This is a genomic window from Zoogloea dura, assembly GCF_012927165.1.
Classification (GTDB): domain Bacteria; phylum Pseudomonadota; class Gammaproteobacteria; order Burkholderiales; family Rhodocyclaceae; genus Zoogloea; species Zoogloea dura.
Map to the genome: position 1 here is coordinate 1 of NZ_JABBGA010000004.1, position 19,206 is coordinate 19,206.

Here is a 19,206-nt window from a genome sequence, read left to right on the forward strand (position 1 = left end):
AAGCCTGCCCGGCAGCCAGCCTCTTCTATGGCTTCTGCTTCACCGGCATGGGCCTGCTCGTCACATTCGTCTTCGAGCACGCCTACCAATACACCTCGGCAGTCACCACTGGCTTCCTGCTCCTCGCCCCGTTCTTCGCGATGGGCCTGTACGAGCTTTCCCGGCGCCGGGAAAAAGGCGAAGCCTGCGCCCTGGCGCCCACTCTCACCGTGTGGCGGCGCAACGCCGGCAACATCGCCGTGTTTGCCGGTGTGCTTACCGTCATCTTCCTGATCTGGGCGCGCGCCTCCCTGGTGGTCTTCGCCATGTTCTACACTCAGGAGCTGCCCAATCTCACGGGCTTCCTGACCCAGGTGCTGGCCCTTGAGAACCTGGAGTTCCTGATCGTCTATTTCGCGGTCGGCCTGGTCTTCGCGCTGCTGGTCTTCGCCGTCAGCGTGGTGTCCATTCCGCTGATGCTGGACCGCAACCAGGATGCCATCACCTCCATGCTGGCAAGCATCCGCGCCCTGGCGGAAAACCCCCTGCCGCTGTTGTTCTGGGCCGTGCTGATCGTCGGAGCCACCCTGCTCGGCTTCCTCAGCTTCCACATCGGCCTGGCCGTGCTGATGCCGGTCGTCGGCCACGCCACCTGGCACGCCTACCGGGATCTGGTGGAACCGTTGCCGCGCTAAGAAGCCGGGCGCTTGCCACGGGCAAGCGCCGCCACCGCAGCCAGGCCCAGCACAAGCGCCGCAAGGACGAAGGTCACCACGGGCTCCAGGGTCGACAGGGTGGCGGCATCCGCGGCCCCAAGACGCCGCAAGCCTGCAAAGAACCCCACCATGGCGACGATGGTGGACACCAGGGCAATCGCGATGACCGCCGCCCAGGCGGTGGGGGTGGTCGGTGGCGCAGGCACCTGCAAGAGCATCTGTACGCCGAACACGGCCGCTGCCGCCAGCATCACCACGGCGGCAGCCGCCAGCGGGTCCTCCTCGCGCAACACCTTGCCCCCGACCAGGATGTAGACCGAATAGATCAGCGCCGCGGCCAGGCCGAAGCCGATCCCGAGCGGGCTGCCATCGATGCCGGAACCCAGGATCAGGGCCGTGCCGCTCAAAGCCGCCAGCACAGCCCCAAGCCGCAGCCGGGTCAGGCGCTCTCCCAGGAAAAGCACGCCCAGCACGGTTACGATGAACGGATAGAGGTACAGCAACAGCGCAACCAGCCCCGCCGAAGCATGCCCGAGGGCTGAGAAGAAGCAGAACGACTGGCCCACGTAGCCGACCGCCCCCATCAGGATAAGGACGCGCTGGTTTCGCCCCACCGGCCAGGGCCGGCCGGACACGGCCATGAAGACCGCGAGCAGGCCACCCGCCACCGCAAAACGCAGGAAGAGCATGGTCGGCACGTCCACACCCTCGGCCAGGGCGAGGCGCGCGAAAATGGCCATCGCCCCGAAGGACGCGGCGGACAAGGCCACCAGGCTGGCACCCAGGGCACGAGAACGATCCATGACAACAATCAGCAAGGCAAAGGGCCTCGATCCTGCCTCCCGCCCCCGGCCGGGTCAAGCCATGGCGGACATTCACCTGTCCTGCGGCCCGTTACAAGCGCAGCTCCTCGCCCGACGCTTGCATCCGCCAGCCATTCGGCGAGAATGACGCCGTTCCGCACAGCCTGTGCCATCAGCCTTCAAGGAGCCGCTCCATGAGCTTCCGTCCTGCCCCCCTCCTCACCCTCCTGGCCGTCGCCCTCACCGCCGGCTCCGCATGGGCCGCCGAGCCTCCAGGGCCGCCCACCGCCGATCTCTCGGTGGAAGCCTCCCGCAGTACCCCCAATGACCTGTTCCGCGCCGAAGTGTACGCGGAGGCCACCGATGCCAGCCCCGGCGAGCTGGCCCGGCGGGTCAATCTCACGGTGACCCAGGCCATCCAGACGGCTCGCGCCTATCCCGCCGTCAAGCTGCGCTCGGCCGGCAACGCCACCTATCCGGTGTATGGCAAGACCGGCAAGAGCATAGACGCCTGGCGCATGCGCTCAACCCTGGCCCTCGAGAGCGGTGACTCGGCGGTGCTCTCCGAATTGCTCGGCAAGCTCCAGCAAAGCATGGCCGTCACTGGGCTAAACGCCAGCCCGTCGCCCGCCACCCTGAAGAAATCGACCGATGAAGCCATCGTCGAGGCCCTTGGCGCCTTCGAGGCCCGGGCCCGGCTGGTGGCCGGCACCCTGGGCAAAAAATGGAAGATCCGCCAGGTGTCGGTGCACACCGGCGGGATCCAGCCCAAGCCGATGATCGCCTATGCCCGCGCCGCGCCCATGATGAGTGCCGATGGTGCTCCGCCCGCCCCCATCGAAGCCGGCGACAGCCCTGTCACGGTAAACGTCAGCGGCCAGATCGAACTCCTCGAATGATCGCCCTGATCCAGCGCGTCCTCGAGGCCCGCGTCACCGTAGCGGATCGGACAGTCGGCGAGATCGGCCCCGGCCTTCTCGCGCTGGTGGCCGTCGAACGGGGCGACGGGCCGGCCAACACCGCCCGCATGGTCGAGCGCCTGCTTGGCTACCGGGTATTCCCGGATGAGGGCGGCCGCATGAACCGTTCGCTGGCAGACACCGGAGGTGGTCTGCTGCTGGTATCCCAGTTCACGCTGGCCGCCGACACAGCCAAGGGCACCCGCCCCAGCTTCACGCCCGCCGCGGCCCCGGACGTGGCGGAACACCTCTTCAATGAATTTGTCGCCCTCGCCCGCCGGCAGCACACCGAGGTGGCCACCGGGGAATTTGGCGCGGAAATGACGGTATCACTGGTCAATCATGGTCCGGTCACCTTTCGGCTTACGGCCTGAGCTCGGCGCCGCCCTGCTGTTGCTTACCGCGCTGCTGGCCGGCTGCGGCCAGAGCCCCAGGCGCTTTGACAGCCCGGCCCCCACCCCCCAGGTCCACCGCCCCCCCAACGGCGGCTGGTTTGCCCTGCCCAGCGAGGACCACGGCCAGGAGATGGTGATGTTCGCCCTGGGGCTGCTCGACACCGGCTATCGGTTCGGAGGCAAGAACCCGGACGCCGGTCTGGACTGCAGCGGCATGGTGAGCTACATCGTGGAGCAGGTGAGCGGGCGCCGCCTGCCCCACAACGCCGCCGGGATTGCCGAGCGGACCCGTCCGATTGCCACCCAGGCCTTGCGCCCCGGTGACCTGGTGTTCTTCAACACCCTCGGCCGCCCCTACTCCCACATGGGCATCTACATGGGCGACGGCAGGTTCATTCACGCCCCCAGCAGCAAGGGCAAGGTCAGGATGGACCGGCTGGACAGCCGCTACTTCGCCGAGCGCTTCGAGGGCGCCCGCACGCTGCTGCCGGAAGGCTGAACACATCTCCAGGGCCATGGCCAGCCCCACTCCTCGCCGGGGCCATGGCCATGAGGCGAACTGGATTCAGGCGCCGTCTTTCAACCAGCGGGCCGCATCCAGCGCATAGTAGGTGAGGATGCCATCCGCACCGGCCCGCTTGAAGCCTACCAGCGACTCCAGCACGCAGGCCTGCTCGCTGAGCCAGCCATTGGCCACCGCGGCCTTCAGCATGGCGTATTCACCGCTCACCTGGTAGACGTAGGTGGGCACCTTCAATTCACTCTTCACCCGGCGCACGATATCCAGGTAGGGCATGCCCGGCTTCACCATGAACATGTCGGCGCCTTCCGAGATATCGAGCGCCACTTCACGGATGGCCTCATCGGAATTCGCCGGATCCATCTGGTAGGTGTATTTGTTGCCCTTGCCCAGGTTGCCCGCCGACCCCACCGCATCCCGGAAGGGGCCATAGAAGGCCGAGGCATACTTGGCCGAGTAGGCCAGGATGCGGGTGTGGATCTGCTGCGCGGCATCGAGCTCGGCCCGGATGCGGGCGACCCGGCCATCCATCATGTCGGACGGTGCAACCACGTCGGCACCCGCCTGAGCGTGGCACAGGGCCTGGCGGGCGAGCACTTCGAGGGTCTCGTCATTCAGCACATAGCCCGATGCGTCGATCAGGCCGTCCTGACCGTGGCTGGTGTAGGGATCAAGGGCAACGTCAGTGATCACGCCCAGTTCCGGGAAGCGCTGCTTGAGGGAATTCACCACGCGGGGCACCAGGCCGTCCGGGTTGTAGGCCTCCTCGGCCCCCAGCGACTTGCGCTCACTGTCGATCACCGGGAACAGGGCCAGGGCCGGCACGCCCAGGGACACGGCCTCCTCGGCCACCTCCAGCAGTTTGTCGAGGGACATACGGCTGACACCGGGCATCGACGGCACCGGCTGCACGATCCCTTCACCCTCGAGCACGAAGACGGGGTAGATCAGGTCGTCCGCCGACAGTCGATGCTCGCGCATCAGGCGGCGGGAAAAATCATCGCGGCGCATGCGACGCATGCGGGTTGCGGGAAACACGGAATGGACTGGACTCATGGAGATCTCGCGAACTTACATCCGGATACGAATCGGGGGCGGAACTTTCCCGCCGCCCGACGAACAAAGGAACAGATGGTGCTGAACCGTCTCCCGCTATACCTCCCTGAGCGGGTGCCTTGAGCAAGCAAGGCATTTTTCTGCCCCCGGCCCCCCTCGCCGGGGGTTTTTTCTTTCTGACCCCGGCCAACAGGCTGCCGTTCGAAGCGCTCCGGATTTTAAGCCCTCACGGGGCTGTCGGGATTTGATCCAGGAAAAAGAAAACCGCCCGAAGGCGGTTTTGCCCGAAGGCATATTTCCCGTCCTACAGCCCGGAAACACAAAGCCCTCAACAACCCATTACGAGCAATTCAGGGTCACTTCTTCTCCGACCCCTCGCCAGGCAATGGCGGCGACCAGCTTACGAGATGGGCCATACAGTTATCCATGACACCCGCCCAGTACTCGATCCACCAGGACATTCCGACCATGACGTTCTCCTTTTACTGTCTTGACAGCTTATGACCGGCCTTGGGGGCATTCTCCCGGAAGAACATCCATTCCGCATCCCCGATTGGCCAGCTCTCTGAGGGACATGTTGAGCATGCACCCGAAACCGGATGCCGCACCCGGAACTATGCCGCATGGTGCACTGCATCAGTGTAAATTCATTGACGTGTCACTTGAATCTCCATCAGCGGCAAGACCTGCATGAAAAAAGGGGACCCGCAGGTCCCCTCCCTTCCGCATCAGCAGCCCGACTCAGAACTGCTCTTCGGACAGCGCCAGCGCACCGCTCGCACCATTGACCACCGCATAGGCCAGGCCGGGAGCCTGGGACAGCACATGATCAGCGTAGAAGCGGGCCGTCACGATCTTGGCCTGGTAGAAGGATGCATCGCCATTCCCCTCGGCAAGACGACGGCTCGCCACCAGTGCGGCACGCCCCATCTGCCAGCCGCCCGCGACAATCCCGAGCAGTTTGAGGAAAGGCACCGACCCCACTGACGCAGCCTTGATGTCGCCACCATAGGTGGCGACGATGTAGGCTACCGCTTCTTCAAGCGCGGTCACAGCGGACGACAGTGACTTGCGGATGGCAGCAAACTCATCGCCCGCAGCTTCGGCCAGCTGGGCCTCCACTTTGCGCATCTCGCCAATCACGGCCTTCACCGTCAGTCCGTTTTCGCGGGCGATCTTGCGGCCGATGAGGTCGTTGGCCTGGATCGCGGTGGTGCCTTCGTAGATGGCGGTGATCCGCGCATCACGGAAATGCTGGGCGGCACCGGTCTCCTCGATGAAGCCCATGCCGCCATGAACCTGCACGCCGGTAGAGGTGATGTCGATGGCAGCCTCGGTGAGCCAACCCTTCACCACCGGAATCATCAGATCCACGAATGCCTGGTTGCTGGCCCGCACGGCCTGGTCCGGGTGGTGATGGGCCATGTCGGTGGCAGCGCCCACCACATAAGCCAGCGCACGCTGGGCTTCGACCTGCGACTTCATGCTCATCAACATGCGGCGAACGTCGGCATGATGAATGATGCTGACCTTCGGGCCACCGCGGACCCCCGCCTCGGTACCCTGGACACGGTCCTTGGCGTAGGCCAGCGCTTGCTGGTAAGCCCGGTCGGACAGTGCCAGACCTTCCATGCCCACGGCGAAGCGGGCTTCGTTCATCATCACGAACATGTACTCGAGGCCACGATTCGCCTCGCCGACCAGGGTGCCGATGGCGCCGCCGTTGTCACCGAAGGCCAGCACCGCCGTCGGGCTGGCATGGATGCCCAGCTTGTGCTCGATGGAAACGCAGTGCACGTCGTTGCGGGCACCCGGCGTGCCGTCGGCATTGAGCAGAAACTTCGGCACCACGAACAGGGAGATCCCCTTCACCCCTTCCGGCGCATCCGGCAGACGGCCGAGCACCAGGTGCACGATGTTGTCGGTCATGTCGTGCTCGCCGTAGGTGATGAAGATCTTCTGGCCGAAGATCTTGTAGGTGCCATCACCCTGGGGAACGGCGCGGGTGCGCACGGCGGCCAGATCGGAACCGGCCTGGGGCTCCGTCAGGTTCATCGTGCCAGTCCACTCGCCGCTGATCATCTTCGGCAGATAAGCCGCCTTCTGCTCGTCGGTGCCGCACAGCTTGACGGCCTCGATGGCGCCGTTGGTCAGCATCGGGCACAGGGAGAAGGCCATGTTGGCGGCCTGCCACATTTCCATCACCACAGTGGAAACCAGCTTGGGCAGCCCCTGGCCACCAAATTCCGGATCGCAGGCCAGAGCCGTCCAGCCGGCCTCGGCAAACTGGGTGTACGCATCCTTCCAGCCGGTCGCGGTGCGGACCTCTCCGTTGTCCCAGCGGGCGCCCTCCTGGTCGCCTGTCCAGTTCAGCGGTGCCAGCACACCGCTGGCGAACTTGTTGGCTTCCTCGATGATGGCATCGACCAGGTCCGGGCTCGCATCCTCACATCCGGGCAGGGCCGATACGGCCTCAATGTCGGCGAGTTCGCGCAGGACGAACTGCATGTCACGGATCGGTGCGTTATAGCTGCTCATTGTTTTTTCTCCACGATGTTGTTGTAGGTGTTACGACCTCCGGACCCGCGAGGCCGGCTTACTTGTTCAGATAGCTGCGGTCATCGAAACTTGCGACCCACTCCGGGCGATACACCACCATCAGGGTCAGGGCCATGCCTGACAACCAGGCCTCGGCAAAGCCCAGCAACAGGAAAAACGGCAGGTATTCGGACAGCAGCTTGTCCGCCGGGTAAGCGCCGGCGGCATACAGGCTCAGGGACGCGACAAAGCCCTGCACGAGGACGATCACCGCGGCGCCCAGGAAGGCATTGACAAATATGTAAACGAAGAAATGCCGGGGCAGCCAGCGCTCGACAGTCCGGAAGAACAACCGCCCCGTAGCGACCGGAACGATCACCATCATCAGCAGATTGATGGGGTAGGCAGCCCACTCGACGCTGCCGTTGAGCGTCACACCGGCAAGCGCCAGGGCCAGCACGACCAGGGCCAATTGCGGGCCGAAGATCAGGGTGGTGGCCATCGCCCCCAGCAGATGGAGATTGAGCCCCGGATAGACCCCGGCATTCATGCTCCACAGGAGGGTCAGGATAACCGCCGCCCCCAGCAAGGCGTTGAGCTGATGCCCGTCACCCAAGCGCCGCCAGGGAGCCGTTCTGAAGACCCACACTCCGACCCCCAACCCGCAAAGCACGGCGAAAGCGTGCCAGCCTGCGGGAAAGAGGTCGGGCGCGAAGTTCATTCAGCCGGCCCTGCGTCTCTTGAAAGCCTGGCTCAGACCGCCGAGGTGAGCTGCGGCACCGCTTCGAAGAGGTCGGCCACGAGACCGTAGTCGGCCACCTGGAAGATCGGCGCTTCCGGATCCTTGTTGATCGCCACGATCACCTTGGAGTCCTTCATGCCGGCCAGATGCTGAATGGCACCGGAGATGCCGACTGCCAGGTAAAGCTGCGGAGCGACGATCTTGCCGGTCTGGCCGACCTGATAGTCGTTCGGCACATAGCCCGCATCCACCGCAGCGCGGGACGCGCCCAACGCGGCGCCGAGCTTGTCGGCCAGCGGCTCGAGAACCTTGTGGTAGTTCTCGCTGCTGCCAAGGCCGCGACCACCGGAGACGATGATCTTGGCGGCGCCCAGTTCCGGGCGAGCCGACTTGGTCAGCTCGCGGCCGGTCAGCCGGGAGAGGCCGGAGTCGGCCACCGCGGCAACCTGCTCCACCGCCGCAGCGCCGCCCTCACCCGCAGCCTCAAAGGCGGTGGTACGCACGGTGATGACCTTCACCGGATCGGCGGACTTGACCGTGGCCAGCGCATTGCCGGCGTAGATCGGGCGCACGAAGGTGTCGGCGGACTCGATCGCGACGATCTCGGAGATCTGAGCCACATCCAGAACGGCAGCCACGCGGGGCAGCACGTTCTTGCCAAAGGTGGTGGCCGGAGCCAGCACGTGGCTGATGGCGCCGCCGGCCGCCTTGACGACTTCCACCACCTGGCTGGCGAGGTTCTCGGCGGACTGGTCGGCGAAGACCGCGGAATCGGCCACCAGGACCTTGCTCACGCCGGCCACCCGGGCGGCGGCCTCGGCGGCGCCACCGGCGCCGGCGCCGGCGACCAGGATGACGACATCACCGCCCAGCTTGGCAGCGGCGGAGACGGTATTGAGGGTTGCGCCCTTCAGGGACGCATTGTCGTGCTCGGCAACAACCAGGATCGTCATCACAGCACCTTCGCTTCGTTCTTGAGTTTTTCGACCAGCTGAGCCACGTCAGCCACCATCACACCCGCGCTGCGCTTGGGCGGCTCGACCACCTTCAGGGTGGTCAGGCGAGGCGTCACGTCCACACCCAGATCCGCCGGTTTGACGGTCTCGAGGGGCTTCTTCTTGGCCTTCATGATGTTGGGCAGGGTGGCATAGCGCGGCTCGTTGAGGCGCAGGTCAGTGGTCACCACCGCCGGCAGGGCGATCTCGAGGGTCTCGAGGCCGCCATCGATCTCGCGGGTCACCGTGGCCTTGCCTGCGCTCACCGCCACCTTGGAGGCGAAGGTGGCCTGGGGCCAGCCCATCAGCGCAGACAGCATCTGGCCGGTCTGGTTGGCGTCGTCGTCAATGGCCTGCTTGCCGCAGATCACCACCTGGGGCTGTTCCTTGTCGCACAGGGCCTTGAGCAGCTTGGCCACAGCCAGCGGCTGGAGCTCGACATCGGTCTCGACCAGGATGCCGCGGTCGGCACCGATGGCCATGGCGGTCCGCAGGGTTTCCTGGCAGGCGCCAACGCCGCAGGACACTGCCACCACCTCGGTGGCCACACCGGCCTCCTTCAGGCGTACGGCTTCCTCGACGGCGATTTCGTCGAAGGGATTCATGGACATCTTGACGTTGGCAATATCCACGCCGGTGCCGTCGCTCTTGACCCGCACCTTGACGTTGTAATCGACCACGCGTTTAACGGGAACCAGGATCTTCAATGCTGCGCTCCTTAAATAGGATTTCTCCACTGATCTTGTCGGCCTGCGGGACTCCCATCCTTGAACCGGGATGCTCCCACGAGCCTTTTCTTGGACTGCCGGCCAGTCGCGCCGTATGCGCGCAGCACGCGCCGGATCAGCAGACGCCAGCTTCTCACAGGCATCTTGCTTTGTCACTTTCCGTACGGTAGCGTATGGGCCAGAAACCGTCAATACTACGCCGAATGGAAAAAACACCCCGCCTGCAACTCGACCGCGCGGCCTGGATTCAGGGCGCCCTCGACATCCTTGCCGAAGAAGGCGTCACCGGCGTGCGCGTCGAAGTCCTGGCCAAGCGGCTGCATGTCACCAAGGGTAGCTTCTACTGGCATTTCAAGGACCGCCAGGACCTGCTCTCGGGCGTACTCGAGACCTGGAAGGAAGGCCGCATCCGCGACATCGTGAAGCAGACCCGGCGTGAACCCGGCGGCGAGGTGGCGCAGATCTTCCACGTGATCGACGTCTACAGCGCCAGCCGCAACCGCAAGGGCATCCTGATCGAGCTTGCCATGCGCGAGTGGGCCCGCCGCGACGCCGCCGCCGCCGCCATCGTCGAGGAGGTCGATGCGTGGCGCCTGCGCTGCGCCCGCGACCTCTTCCTGGCCTGCGGCGTACCCATGCACGAGGCATCCACCCGCAGCATGCTGCTGTATGCCTATGTCTTCGGCGTCTCGATGATGAACTGCGAAAAGTTCGATGGCGACGTGGCGCGCATGAAGGACGACATCCGAGCGCTCATCGCCCGCAGCCCGACCCCGGTGCCAGCGGCCTCCTGATCCGCTCCAGACCTGGAATCGCGGCAAAGGCATTGGCGCCGGTCACCTCGATCACCTCGGCCACATCCATCCCCCTCAACTCGGCCAGCACCTCCGCCATGCGCCGGATGTTGGCCGGATCATTGCGCTGCCCCGCCCCCCAGGCCGGCGCGATATCCGGCGCGTCGGTTTCCAGTACGATGGCCGACAGGGGCAGTGTCGCAGCCAGGTCCCGGATACGCCTTGAGCCGGAATAAGTCATCGCCCCGCCAAAGCCGAGTTTGAAGCCCAGCCCGATGAAGGCCTCGGCCTGCTGCCGGCTGCCATTGAAGGCATGGGCGATGCCCCCCGGCGGACGATGCCTGCGCAAGGCCTTGAGCACGCGGTCCTGGGCGCGGCGCACATGCAGGACCACCGGCAGCCCGAAAGCCACCGCCAGCTTCAGTTGGGCATCGAGGAAACGCTCCTGGCGCGGCAGATCGCCATCCTGCACAAAACCGTCCAGACCGATCTCGCCCACCGCCACCGCCGTCCCGTCCGCCAGCCGGTCGCGCAGGGCATCCACATCCTCTTCGCGGGCCTGCTTCACGTACAGGGGATGAATGCCGTAGGCGTGGACGCAATCCGGGTTGGCCGCAGACAGGCCGGCCACCGCCCCGAAGTTGTCCAGCGCCACCGCCGGCACCAGGAAACCCGCCACGCCCAAGGCGCGGGCGACCTCGATGACCGCCTGGCGGTCGGCATCGAACTCGGCTGCGTCCAGGTGGCAGTGGGTGTCGATCAGCAAGTCAGCGGCTCACTTGCCCGTCCACACCGGCTTGCGCTTGGCCATGAAGGCGTCGATGCCCTCCGCCGCGTCCTCGCACATCATGTTGCAGGCCATCACCTCGGCTGCGTGCTGATAGGCCGCATCCAGCCCCATCTCGAGCTGGCTGTAGAACATCTGCTTGCCCATGGCGATGGCCGCCGGCGACTTGGCGCAGATCGACGCGGTCAGGCGCGCCACCTCTTCGTCCAGGCTGTCGAGGGGCACCACCCGGTTGACCAGCCCGCGCCGCTTCGCTTCCGCTGCGTCGATGAAGTCGCCGGTCACCAGCATCTCGAAGGCCTCCTTGCGGCCCATATTGCGGGACAGGCCCACACTCGGCGTGGCACAGAAGAGGCCGACATTGATGCCCGACACGGCAAAGCGCGCCACGTCGGAGGCCACCGCCAGATCACACATCGATACCAGCTGACAGCCCGCCGCGGTGGCGATGCCGTGGATGCGGGCGATCACCGGCTGCGGCATGGCAACGATCTGCATCATCACCTTGCCGCACAGGCGGAACAGGGCCTGCTGGAAAGACTTGGTGTAATTGCCGCGCATCTCCTTCAGGTCATGGCCGGCACAGAAGGCCTTGCCTGCCCCGGCCAGCACCACCACGCGCACCGACTTGTCTGCCGCGACGGCTACCAGCTCGGCCAGCAGCACCTCGAGCATGGCCTGCGACAGGGCATTGAACTGGCCCGGGCGATTCAGGGTGAGCGTACACACACCATCGACATCACTACGCAGCAACATCGGTTCCTGGACATTCTCAGCTACTGCACTCATGGTCCTCTCCTCCTTGATTGGATGCCGGCACGTGCCTGCCGGTCATGGCTTGAAACTCATGGCGCGCACAGGGCCCGCGGCTTGCGGACATCTGCCGGTGCGGCGCCCTCCTCATTCAGTCCGTTCAGCCAGCCCGCCAGTTCGCGCGCCAGGTCCCGGGTAGCCGCCTGCAAGGCCACCACACCGCCCGCCGCGTCGGCTGCAGGAGCCGGCCGGCTGAGCGAAAAGGCGCGGCTGGCCACCGTCTGCTCGGCCCGCGGTGGCAACAGGCTGGCACGGGCTTCGATGACGCCGCGGCTGTCATCACCCGGCCCGAAGACCTGGGCAAACTCGTCCAGCTCGATGCGCAGGCGGCAAACCCCCTGCCCCGGACCGAGGGCACGCCGCAGGGCCAGTTCGACGAGCGGCGCCGGCGGCGCTGCCCAGCGGCTTTCCGCATAAACCTGGCGGCGCGTCGGCTGAACCTGCAGCAGTCGATAGCCGATGGCAGTGCCAGCCAGCCACGGCGCCGGCTGCACCTCGACGCTGCGCAGCGCCGCAATGCCGGCCGGTGCCGCCACCGCGTCGAGCACGCCAAAGTCATGCACCGCCTGGGCCGCCGGACGGGACGGCACGGCGCAGGCGGCCAGCAGCAAGGCCAGGGGCAAGGCAAGGGTGAATCGGGCAAGGCGCATGAGGGGGACGGACTCCGGAAAGACTATCGGACGGGGGGCCTGAAACCCGCCTCGCCAGGCCCGGGCTGCGGGGTCTCGCGGCCGAGGATCAGCATCTGGGGTGAGCGCTCGACCTCGTCGAGCAGCCCCGACAGTTGCCGGGAGGTCGTGGTCAGCTCCTGCACCAGGCCGTTGATGCGCGGCAGCGTCGAACCCGACAGCCCCTCGCCGACGCTGCTGGTCAATGTCTCCAGGCGAGCGCCGGCGCTTTCCAGACGCACCAGCAGCTTGCGCCCCTCGACGGCCATCGGCGCCGCCTCCGCGCTGGCGCGCTCGAGGTTGTTCAAGGTCCGGCCGATGCGATCAAGGTTGTCCTTGTCCAGGAAGCGGCGCAGATCGGCCACCAGGCGTGGCGTTTCCTGCAAGGTCTGGTCGAGGCCACGGCTGGACGACTCCAGGCGGGCCAGGGTGTTTTCGACACGAGCCAGGTTTTCCGGCCGGGTGAGCGTGGCCAGACGTTCCGACATGTCGCGCAGCTGGCGCAGGGTCTGCAGCGCGCCGGTGGTCAGTTCCTCGATGACGCTGGGTGCCAACGGAATCCGGGGCACCTCACCGACGATGGGCTCCGCCCCATCACCCGGGTCATCCAGCGCGATGAAAGCCAGTCCGGTCACCCCCTGGGTGGCCAGGCGCGCCCGGGTCGCCCGGGTGATCGGCAAGTCGTTGCGGATCCGCACCATGACCAGCAGCTTGCGGTGATCCTCGGGATCGAGGTCGATCCGTGCCACCCGTCCGGCCACGATGCCCCGATAACGGACGGTCGCCTGGGGATTGAGTCCATTGACACTGCCCGAGGTCACCAGGACAAGTTGCCGGGTCGCCTCCCGCTTGTCGGAAAACCACCACAGGGCCAGCACCACCGCCCCGCTGAGCAGGATGGCGAAAAGACCCGTGGCGATGGCGTGGGCCCGGTTTTCCATCAGCGGGACTCCCCTGCCCTGGCCAGCGCGGCACGGCTGCGCTCGCTGTGGAAGAAACGCTGAATGAAGGGGTCCTGCACGGTCATGATCTCTTCCAGGGGGCCAGCGGCGAGTATACGTCCTTCCGACAGCACAGCCACCCGGCTTGCCAGAGCAGCCAGGGTGTCCAGGTCATGGGTCACCAGCACCACGGTGAGCCCCAGGCTGCGGTGCAGCGAGCGGATCAGATCCACAAAGCCCGCGCTGCGATCCGGATCGAGACCCGCCGTCGGCTCATCGAGCAGCAGCAACTCGGGTTCCAGGGCCAGGGCGCGCGCCAGGGCCACCCGCTTGACCATGCCGCCCGACAACTCGGCCGGCATCCGCGCAGCCACCTCGGGCTCCAGCTCCACCATGGCCATCTTGAGCAGCACCAGGTCGCGGATCAGCACCTCATCGGTCAGGCCGAACTCGCGCAGCGGAAAGGCAATGTTGGCGAACACTGTGAGCGCCGAGAACAGGGCACCATGCTGGAACAGCATGCCGAAGCGCCGCCGCCGTGCCAGCCGGGCGCTCCGCCCGCCTTCGCCCAGGGTTTCGCCAAACAGGCGCACCTCGCCCTCCGCCGGCTGAAGCAGACCCACCATCTGGCGCAGCAGCGTCGTCTTGCCACTCCCCGACCCGCCCACCAGCGCCACCACCTCCCCCGCCGACACCGCCAGATCGAGATTCTTGTGGATCCAGGTCTTGCCGAAGCAGGTGGACACACCCTTGAGCTCCACCGGGAGCGCTGGCGGCGGCCTCATCGCTGTGGCGCTCACCGGAACGGCAGCCCGATGGAGCGGGTGGCCACCGCAAACACCGCATCGACGATGATCAGGACGGTGATTGATGCCACCACCGAGGTGGTGGTGTTGGCCGACAGGCTCTCGGTGTTCGGACGCACCCGCAGGCCGAAGTAGCAGGCCACCAGGGCGATCAGCAAACCGAAGACCGCGCCCTTCACCAGGCCGATCACCAGGTTCGCAACCGGCACCGCCCGCGGCAGCGCATTGAGAAAGTAGTCGAAACTCAGATCCAGCTGCAGGTTGGCCGACACCATGCCGCCGAAGATCGCCACCGCCGAGCCCCACAGGGTCAGCAGCGGCATGGCCAGGGTCAGCGCCACCACCTTGGGCACGACGAGGCGGACATAGCGCGAAATCCCCATCACGGTGAGCGCGTCGATCTCCTCGGTCACCCGCATCACGCCCAGCTGGGCCGTCATCGCCGAACCCGAGCGGCCGGCCACCAGGACCGATACCAGGACCGGCCCCAGCTCCCGGATGATGCCCAGGCCGAGGATGTTGACGATGAAGGAATCCGCCCCGAAAGCGCGCAATTGCAGGGCCGAAAGGTAGGACATGACCACCCCGATCAGGAAACCGACCAGCGCGGTCACGGGCATCGCCCGCACACCCACCTTGTAGAAATTGGCGGAGATTTCGAGGACGGGCCAGCGCTTGTGGTCACCGACCAACCCCCACAGGTCGATCAGGATCTGGCCGACCAGCGCCACGAAACCGACCACGTGGTGCCCGATCCCGATGACGATGCGCCCCACCTGGGCGGTGCCGTCCAGAAAGCGGTAAGGCGGCTCGGTCGGGCAGGTCAGCACCGGGATCGCCTCGACCCGCTGGAACACCGCCTCCAGCGCCGGCGGCAGCTCGAGGTTCTCCGGCCGGCGGCGCCCCCAGACCCGCCACAACAACAGGGCGCCGTAACTGTCGAGCCGCGACACGTCGGCCAGACTCCAGGCAGCCTGCACCGGCATGCCCTCAAGTTCGTCGCGCAACCGCCGCGGATCAGCCGTCAGAGCAGCCAGGGTCCAATCCCCCGACAGGCACACCCGGCCGTCACCGGCATCGGCCTCCAGGCGCAGGGCTGGCGCAGGGCTGACCGGTGACATCGGGGCCGGACTAGGCGCTACCCGCCGGATTGCGGGCCGCGGCACGCTCCACCCGCAGCTTAAGGGGCATCCCGATGGACTGCCACTGGCGCTCTTCCTCGTCCAGCGCCGCCGCCGTGAACGGCAGATCGCGCAGCCACTCGGCCTCGGCCACCAGCACATAGCCGCGCCCGTCATGCTTCAGGCGCAGCGGCGGCACGCCACGGCCGTCCCGCGCGCGGTGCACCACCGCCGCCAGGCGCAGGCACAGGATCAGGCGCCACTCGGGGCTGTCCGGATCAAGGGCCCCGACCCGCGACAGCTTGCCCCGGTGTGCCAGCACCATGCGCGCCAGACGCCCCTGGTCCATGCGCGAGAAGCCCGGCATGTCGGCATTGCCGAGAATGTAGGCGCTGTGCTTGTGATAGCTGGAATGGGCTACCGACACCCCGATCTCATGGAGCTTGGCGGCCCACTCGAGAAAACGCGCGTCCACGTTGTCTCCGTCCGCCGAAGCGGGATCGAGCTGCAGCAGAAAGTTGCGGGCCGTTTCGGTGACCTGTCGGGCATGGGCCACGTCCACATCGTAGCGGCTCATGAAGGCCGTCACCGTCGCATCGCGGAGATCGTGGTGGTGGTAGCGGCCCAGCAAGTCGTAGAGCACGCCGAGGCGCAGGGCGCCTTCCGAGAAGGTCATGCGCTCCAGGCCGAACTCCTCGAATACCGCCCACATGATCGCGAAGCCGCCGGGCAGCACCGGCAGGCGATCGGGACGCAGCCCCTCCAGCTGCATCGTGTTGACATTGCCGGCCCTGAGCATCAGGGCACGCAGTTTCTCCAGGCCGCTGCGGGTGATGCCGCCATCGGACAGGCCGTTGAGCTCGAGGATGTCCACCAGGGCCTTGGCCGAACCGCTGGAGCCCACCGCCTCTTCCCAGCCGATCTCACGGTAGGCATGGGAGATCGTCTGGATTTCCTTCTGCGCGGCCAGCTCGGCGTCGCGCAGCCCGCGCTTGTCCACCCGGCCATCCGGGAAATGGCGCAGCGAGAAGCTCACGCAGCCCATGTAGAGGGATTCCAGGGCAATCGGCTGGAAGCTCTTGCCGATCACGAACTCGGTGGAGCCGCCACCGATGTCCACCACCAGCTGCTGCCGATGGGGATTGGGCAGGGTGTGGGCCACCCCCACATATATAAGGCGGGCTTCCTCGCGGCCGGCGATGACCTCAATGGGGAAGCCCAGGGCCGCCTCCGCCTGCACCAGGAAGTGGGGCGCGTTCTTGGCCACCCGCAGCGTATTGGTGGCCACCGCCCGCACCGCTTCCGGCGGATAGTCACGCAGGCGCTCGTTGAAACAGCGCAGAGCGCTGATGCCGCGAAACTGGGCGGCCGCATCGAGCATGCGATCGGCGGACAGGCCGGCAGCCAGTCGAACGGACTCCTTGATACCATCGAGGGGATAGATCTGATCGTTGACGATCCGGCCCACCTGCAGGCGAAAACTGTTGGACCCCAGGTCGATGGCGGCGATCAATTCGCGATTCATGAATGACAGTGAGTGCGCGCCGGGCGGCGCAGAGGTCCCGGATTCTAGCACCGCAGGGCAAACCCGCCGCCCGGTAATACGCAAAGCCGCCCGCTCGTCATCTCCCTGAAACACAATCGTCACATACTCTTGCCCAACAGGACGAATACGAGGAAGAGCATGCACCGCCCCTATCCAGAGCGCCAATTCCCCAGCGGCAACTTCATCAACCGGGAGCTCTCCCTGCTCCAGTTCCAGCGCCGCGTGCTGGCCCAGGCAGCCGACCCGGAAGTCCCCCTGCTCGAGCGGCTGCGCTTCCTGTGCATCGTCTCCAGCAACCTGGACGAGTTCTTCGAAGTGCGGGTCGCCGGCGTCAAGGAGCAGCAACGCCTGGGCAGCCTGGCGCTCACCACCGACGGCCTCACGCCGACGGAGCTGCAGACCCGCATCAGCCGCGAAGTGCATAGTCTCATCACCGACCAGTACAACCTGCTCAACAACACCCTGCTGCCGGCCCTCGCCACCGAAGGCATCGTCTTCCTGCGCCGCTCGGCCTGGACCGATGCCCAGCACCTGTGGGCACGCGACTATTTCATGCGCGAGGTGATGCCCGTCCTCACCCCGATCGGGCTCGACCCGGCCCACCCCTTCCCGCGGGTGCTCAACAAGAGCCTCAACTTCGCCGTCGAACTGGAAGGCCGCGACGCCTTCGGCCGCAGCTCCGGCGCAGCCATCGTCCAGGCCCCCCGCGCCCTGCCCCGCGTGATCCGGCTGCCCAGCGAGCTCACCGGGGTCGAATACGGCTTCGTCTTCCTGTCGTCCCTGCTGCATGCCCACGTGGGCGAACTCTTCGAGGGCATGAACGTGCTGGGCTGCTACCAGTTCCGGGTCACCCGCAATTCAGACATGTTCGTGGACGAGGAAGAGGTCAAGGACCTGCGCGCCACCCTCAAGGGCGAACTGCAGCAGCGCCACTACGGCGACGCCGTGCGCCTGGAGATCGCCGACAACTGCTCGGAGGCGATGGAGCAGTTCCTGCGCACCCAGTTCGGCCTGGCCGGTGAAGACGTCTACCGTGTCCCCGGCATGGTCAACCCGGTTCGCCTCAACCAGGTGCCCGACTGGGTCGAGCGCCCCGACCTCAAGTACCGCGCCTTCCGCCCGAGCCGTCCGCGCGGCCTCGAGAAGACCCAGAACATCTTCACCGCCCTGCGCCGCCAGGATGTGCTGCTGCACCACCCCTTCCAGAGCTTCGAGCCGGTCATCGAGCTGCTCAAGGCCGCCGCCGATGACGCCGACGTGGTGGCGGTCAAGATGACCGTCTATCGGACCGGCACCGATTCGGTGCTGATGGAACACCTGGTGCGCGCCGCCCAGAAGGGCAAGGAAGTCACGGTAGTGCTCGAGCTGATGGCCCGTTTCGACGAGGAGGCCAACATCAGCTGGGCCGCCCGGCTGGAAGAAGTGGGGGCTCACGTGGTGTATGGCGTCTTCGGCTACAAGACCCACGCTAAGATGCTGCTGCTGGTCCGCCGCGAAGAGGGCGCCCTGCGCCGCTACGTGCATCTCGGCACCGGCAACTACCACCCGCGCACCACTCGTTTCTACACCGACTTCGGCCTGCTCACCGCCAACGAGGAGATCGGCGCAGACGTGGCCGAGGTGTTCAAGCAGCTCACCGGCCTCGGCCAGGCCGGCAAGCTGCGCCACCTGTGGCAGGCCCCCTTCACCCTGCAGCCCAACGTGGTCACGGCGATTCTCGAAGAGGCCGAGATCGCTCGCAGCGGACGCAAGGGACGCATCATCGTCAAGGTCAATGCCCTGCTCGAGCCCGAGACCATCGAGGCGCTCTACGAGGCCTCCCAGGCCGGCGTCGAGATCGACGTGATCGCCCGCAGCGTGTGCGCGCTCAAGCCCGGCGTACCCGGCCTGTCCGAAAACATCCGGGTCCGCTCCATCGTCGGCCGCTTCCTGGAACACCACCGGATCTTCTACTTTGGCGCCGACGGTGCCGACAAGCTCTACCTGTCCAGCGCCGACTGGATGGAGCGCAACTTCTTCAAGCGCATCGAGATCGCCTTCCCCATCCTCGATCTGAAAGTGAAACGGCGTGTAATCAAGGAAGGCCTGCGCCCCTACCTGGGCGACAACTGCCAGGCCTGGGAACTGGATGCCGACAACCATTACCGGCGCAAGAATCCCCGGACCACCCGGCGCTCCGCCCAGGAGATCCTGCTCAAGGAGCTGAGCGGCATCTCCATGGCCTGAATTCGGCGGCATGGCGGCCGGCCCTGCACGGAAGGAAAGCAGGACCGGCATGCTGTTGTAGAATCGCGGCTCT

At 66.2% G+C, this 19,206-nt stretch carries 19 protein-coding genes; 6 read left to right on the forward strand and 13 right to left on the reverse strand.

Annotated features, from left to right (window positions below; genetic code table 11):
- Positions 1-674, forward strand: a 674-nt coding sequence (locus HHL15_RS06220) for a DUF2189 domain-containing protein (RefSeq protein ID WP_169144979.1), incomplete at its 5' end; no start/stop codon positions are given.
- On the opposite strand, the gene HHL15_RS06225 is transcribed toward HHL15_RS06220, so the two are convergent.
- Positions 671-1,498 carry a DMT family transporter gene (locus HHL15_RS06225; protein WP_169144980.1) on the reverse strand — a complete coding sequence of 276 codons (828 nt, stop codon included), beginning with the start codon at positions 1,496-1,498 and terminating at the stop codon, positions 671-673. The two genes, HHL15_RS06220 and HHL15_RS06225, sit on opposite strands and share 4 nt — an antisense overlap.
- Positions 1,499-1,692: 194 nt before the next feature.
- Here HHL15_RS06225 and HHL15_RS06230 point away from each other — a divergent pair, with 194 nt between their 5' ends.
- The 3 genes from HHL15_RS06230 to HHL15_RS06240 are packed head-to-tail and all read left to right on the forward strand — an operon-like array spanning position 1,693 to position 3,351.
- Positions 1,693-2,397, forward strand: coding sequence for an SIMPL domain-containing protein (locus HHL15_RS06230; RefSeq protein ID WP_169144981.1), 705 nt, complete (start codon positions 1,693-1,695; stop codon positions 2,395-2,397).
- On the forward strand, positions 2,394-2,831 hold the full coding sequence (gene dtd / locus HHL15_RS06235) for a D-aminoacyl-tRNA deacylase (protein WP_169144982.1): 438 nt from the start codon (positions 2,394-2,396) through the stop codon (positions 2,829-2,831). The genes HHL15_RS06230 and dtd overlap by 4 nt, the downstream gene beginning before the upstream one ends.
- Before the next feature lie 19 nt (positions 2,832-2,850).
- Positions 2,851-3,351: a C40 family peptidase gene (locus tag HHL15_RS06240; RefSeq protein WP_235943264.1), complete on the forward strand. Its 501-nt coding sequence runs from the start codon at positions 2,851-2,853 to the stop codon at positions 3,349-3,351.
- 66 nt (positions 3,352-3,417) lie between these two features.
- On the opposite strand, the gene hemB is transcribed toward HHL15_RS06240, so the two are convergent.
- From hemB to HHL15_RS06265, 5 genes are all read right to left on the reverse strand, one after another.
- On the reverse strand, positions 3,418-4,428 hold the full coding sequence (gene hemB, locus HHL15_RS06245) for a porphobilinogen synthase (RefSeq protein ID WP_206198630.1): 1,011 nt from the start codon (positions 4,426-4,428) through the stop codon (positions 3,418-3,420).
- Between the two features lie 741 nt (positions 4,429-5,169).
- Positions 5,170-6,966, reverse strand: coding sequence for an acyl-CoA dehydrogenase (locus tag HHL15_RS06250; protein WP_169144984.1), 1,797 nt, complete (start codon positions 6,964-6,966; stop codon positions 5,170-5,172).
- A 58-nt stretch (positions 6,967-7,024) separates the two neighbouring features.
- Positions 7,025-7,687 carry an energy-coupling factor ABC transporter permease gene (locus HHL15_RS06255; RefSeq protein ID WP_169144985.1) on the reverse strand — a complete coding sequence of 221 codons (663 nt, stop codon included), beginning with the start codon at positions 7,685-7,687 and terminating at the stop codon, positions 7,025-7,027.
- Positions 7,688-7,719: 32 nt separating this feature from the next.
- Positions 7,720-8,661, reverse strand: a complete 942-nt coding sequence (locus HHL15_RS06260) for an electron transfer flavoprotein subunit alpha/FixB family protein (protein WP_169144986.1) — start codon at positions 8,659-8,661, stop codon at positions 7,720-7,722.
- Positions 8,661-9,410, reverse strand: coding sequence for an electron transfer flavoprotein subunit beta/FixA family protein (locus HHL15_RS06265; RefSeq protein ID WP_169144987.1), 750 nt, complete (start codon positions 9,408-9,410; stop codon positions 8,661-8,663). The genes HHL15_RS06260 and HHL15_RS06265 overlap by 1 nt, the downstream gene beginning before the upstream one ends.
- A 224-nt stretch (positions 9,411-9,634) precedes the next feature.
- On the opposite strand from HHL15_RS06265, the gene HHL15_RS06270 reads away from it, so the two are divergent.
- Positions 9,635-10,225 carry a TetR/AcrR family transcriptional regulator gene (locus HHL15_RS06270; protein WP_169144988.1) on the forward strand — a complete coding sequence of 197 codons (591 nt, stop codon included), beginning with the start codon at positions 9,635-9,637 and terminating at the stop codon, positions 10,223-10,225.
- Here the strand turns inward: HHL15_RS06270 and HHL15_RS06275 are convergent.
- From HHL15_RS06275 to ppx, 7 genes are read right to left on the reverse strand one after another with little or no spacing between them, the layout of a single operon-like run.
- Positions 10,185-10,991: a TatD family hydrolase gene (locus HHL15_RS06275; RefSeq protein ID WP_169144989.1), complete on the reverse strand. Its 807-nt coding sequence runs from the start codon at positions 10,989-10,991 to the stop codon at positions 10,185-10,187. The genes HHL15_RS06270 and HHL15_RS06275 overlap by 41 nt on opposite strands.
- Positions 10,992-11,000: 9 nt before the next feature.
- A complete protein-coding gene (locus HHL15_RS06280; protein WP_169144990.1) occupies positions 11,001-11,801 on the reverse strand; it encodes an enoyl-CoA hydratase in 801 nt (266 codons plus the stop codon).
- A 56-nt stretch (positions 11,802-11,857) separates the two neighbouring features.
- Positions 11,858-12,475, reverse strand: coding sequence for an ABC-type transport auxiliary lipoprotein family protein (locus HHL15_RS06285; protein WP_169144991.1), 618 nt, complete (start codon positions 12,473-12,475; stop codon positions 11,858-11,860).
- A 23-nt stretch (positions 12,476-12,498) separates the two neighbouring features.
- Positions 12,499-13,434, reverse strand: a complete 936-nt coding sequence (locus HHL15_RS06290; protein ID WP_169144992.1) for an MlaD family protein — start codon at positions 13,432-13,434, stop codon at positions 12,499-12,501.
- Positions 13,434-14,219: an ABC transporter ATP-binding protein gene (locus HHL15_RS06295; protein WP_169144993.1), complete on the reverse strand. Its 786-nt coding sequence runs from the start codon at positions 14,217-14,219 to the stop codon at positions 13,434-13,436. The genes HHL15_RS06290 and HHL15_RS06295 overlap by 1 nt, the downstream gene beginning before the upstream one ends.
- A gap of 11 nt (positions 14,220-14,230) precedes the next feature.
- Positions 14,231-15,361 carry an MlaE family ABC transporter permease gene (locus tag HHL15_RS06300; protein WP_169144994.1) on the reverse strand — a complete coding sequence of 377 codons (1,131 nt, stop codon included), beginning with the start codon at positions 15,359-15,361 and terminating at the stop codon, positions 14,231-14,233.
- A 10-nt stretch (positions 15,362-15,371) separates the two neighbouring features.
- Positions 15,372-16,886 (reverse strand): exopolyphosphatase, encoded by a 1,515-nt coding sequence (ppx, locus tag HHL15_RS06305; protein ID WP_169144995.1) that lies wholly within the window; start codon positions 16,884-16,886, stop codon positions 15,372-15,374.
- A 159-nt stretch (positions 16,887-17,045) separates the two neighbouring features.
- Here ppx and ppk1 point away from each other — a divergent pair, with 159 nt between their 5' ends.
- Positions 17,046-19,133, forward strand: coding sequence for a polyphosphate kinase 1 (gene ppk1 / locus HHL15_RS06310; RefSeq protein ID WP_169144996.1), 2,088 nt, complete (start codon positions 17,046-17,048; stop codon positions 19,131-19,133).
- Positions 19,134-19,206 lie beyond the last annotated feature (73 nt).

Bases quoted from the DNA above. Each gene is read 5' to 3' on its own strand.
- HHL15_RS06260 (WP_169144986.1), bottom strand. From the start codon at position 8,661: ATGACGATCCTGGTTGTTGCCGAGCACGACAATGCGTCCCTGAAGGGC.
- HHL15_RS06280 (WP_169144990.1), bottom strand. From the start codon at position 11,801: ATGAGTGCAGTAGCTGAGAATGTCCAGGAACCGATGTTGCTGCGTAGT.
- HHL15_RS06300 (WP_169144994.1), bottom strand. From the start codon at position 15,361: ATGTCACCGGTCAGCCCTGCGCCAGCCCTGCGCCTGGAGGCCGATGCC.
- HHL15_RS06250 (WP_169144984.1), bottom strand. From the start codon at position 6,966: ATGAGCAGCTATAACGCACCGATCCGTGACATGCAGTTCGTCCTGCGC.
- dtd (WP_169144982.1), top strand. From the start codon at position 2,394: ATGATCGCCCTGATCCAGCGCGTCCTCGAGGCCCGCGTCACCGTAGCG.
- hemB (WP_206198630.1), bottom strand. From the start codon at position 4,428: ATGAGTCCAGTCCATTCCGTGTTTCCCGCAACCCGCATGCGTCGCATG.
- ppk1 (WP_169144996.1), top strand. From the start codon at position 17,046: ATGCACCGCCCCTATCCAGAGCGCCAATTCCCCAGCGGCAACTTCATC.
- HHL15_RS06270 (WP_169144988.1), top strand. From the start codon at position 9,635: ATGGAAAAAACACCCCGCCTGCAACTCGACCGCGCGGCCTGGATTCAG.
- HHL15_RS06295 (WP_169144993.1), bottom strand. From the start codon at position 14,219: ATGAGGCCGCCGCCAGCGCTCCCGGTGGAGCTCAAGGGTGTGTCCACC.
- HHL15_RS06285 (WP_169144991.1), bottom strand. From the start codon at position 12,475: ATGCGCCTTGCCCGATTCACCCTTGCCTTGCCCCTGGCCTTGCTGCTG.
- HHL15_RS06230 (WP_169144981.1), top strand. From the start codon at position 1,693: ATGAGCTTCCGTCCTGCCCCCCTCCTCACCCTCCTGGCCGTCGCCCTC.
- ppx (WP_169144995.1), bottom strand. From the start codon at position 16,886: ATGAATCGCGAATTGATCGCCGCCATCGACCTGGGGTCCAACAGTTTT.
- HHL15_RS06255 (WP_169144985.1), bottom strand. From the start codon at position 7,687: ATGAACTTCGCGCCCGACCTCTTTCCCGCAGGCTGGCACGCTTTCGCC.
- HHL15_RS06225 (WP_169144980.1), bottom strand. From the start codon at position 1,498: ATGGATCGTTCTCGTGCCCTGGGTGCCAGCCTGGTGGCCTTGTCCGCC.
- HHL15_RS06290 (WP_169144992.1), bottom strand. From the start codon at position 13,434: ATGGAAAACCGGGCCCACGCCATCGCCACGGGTCTTTTCGCCATCCTG.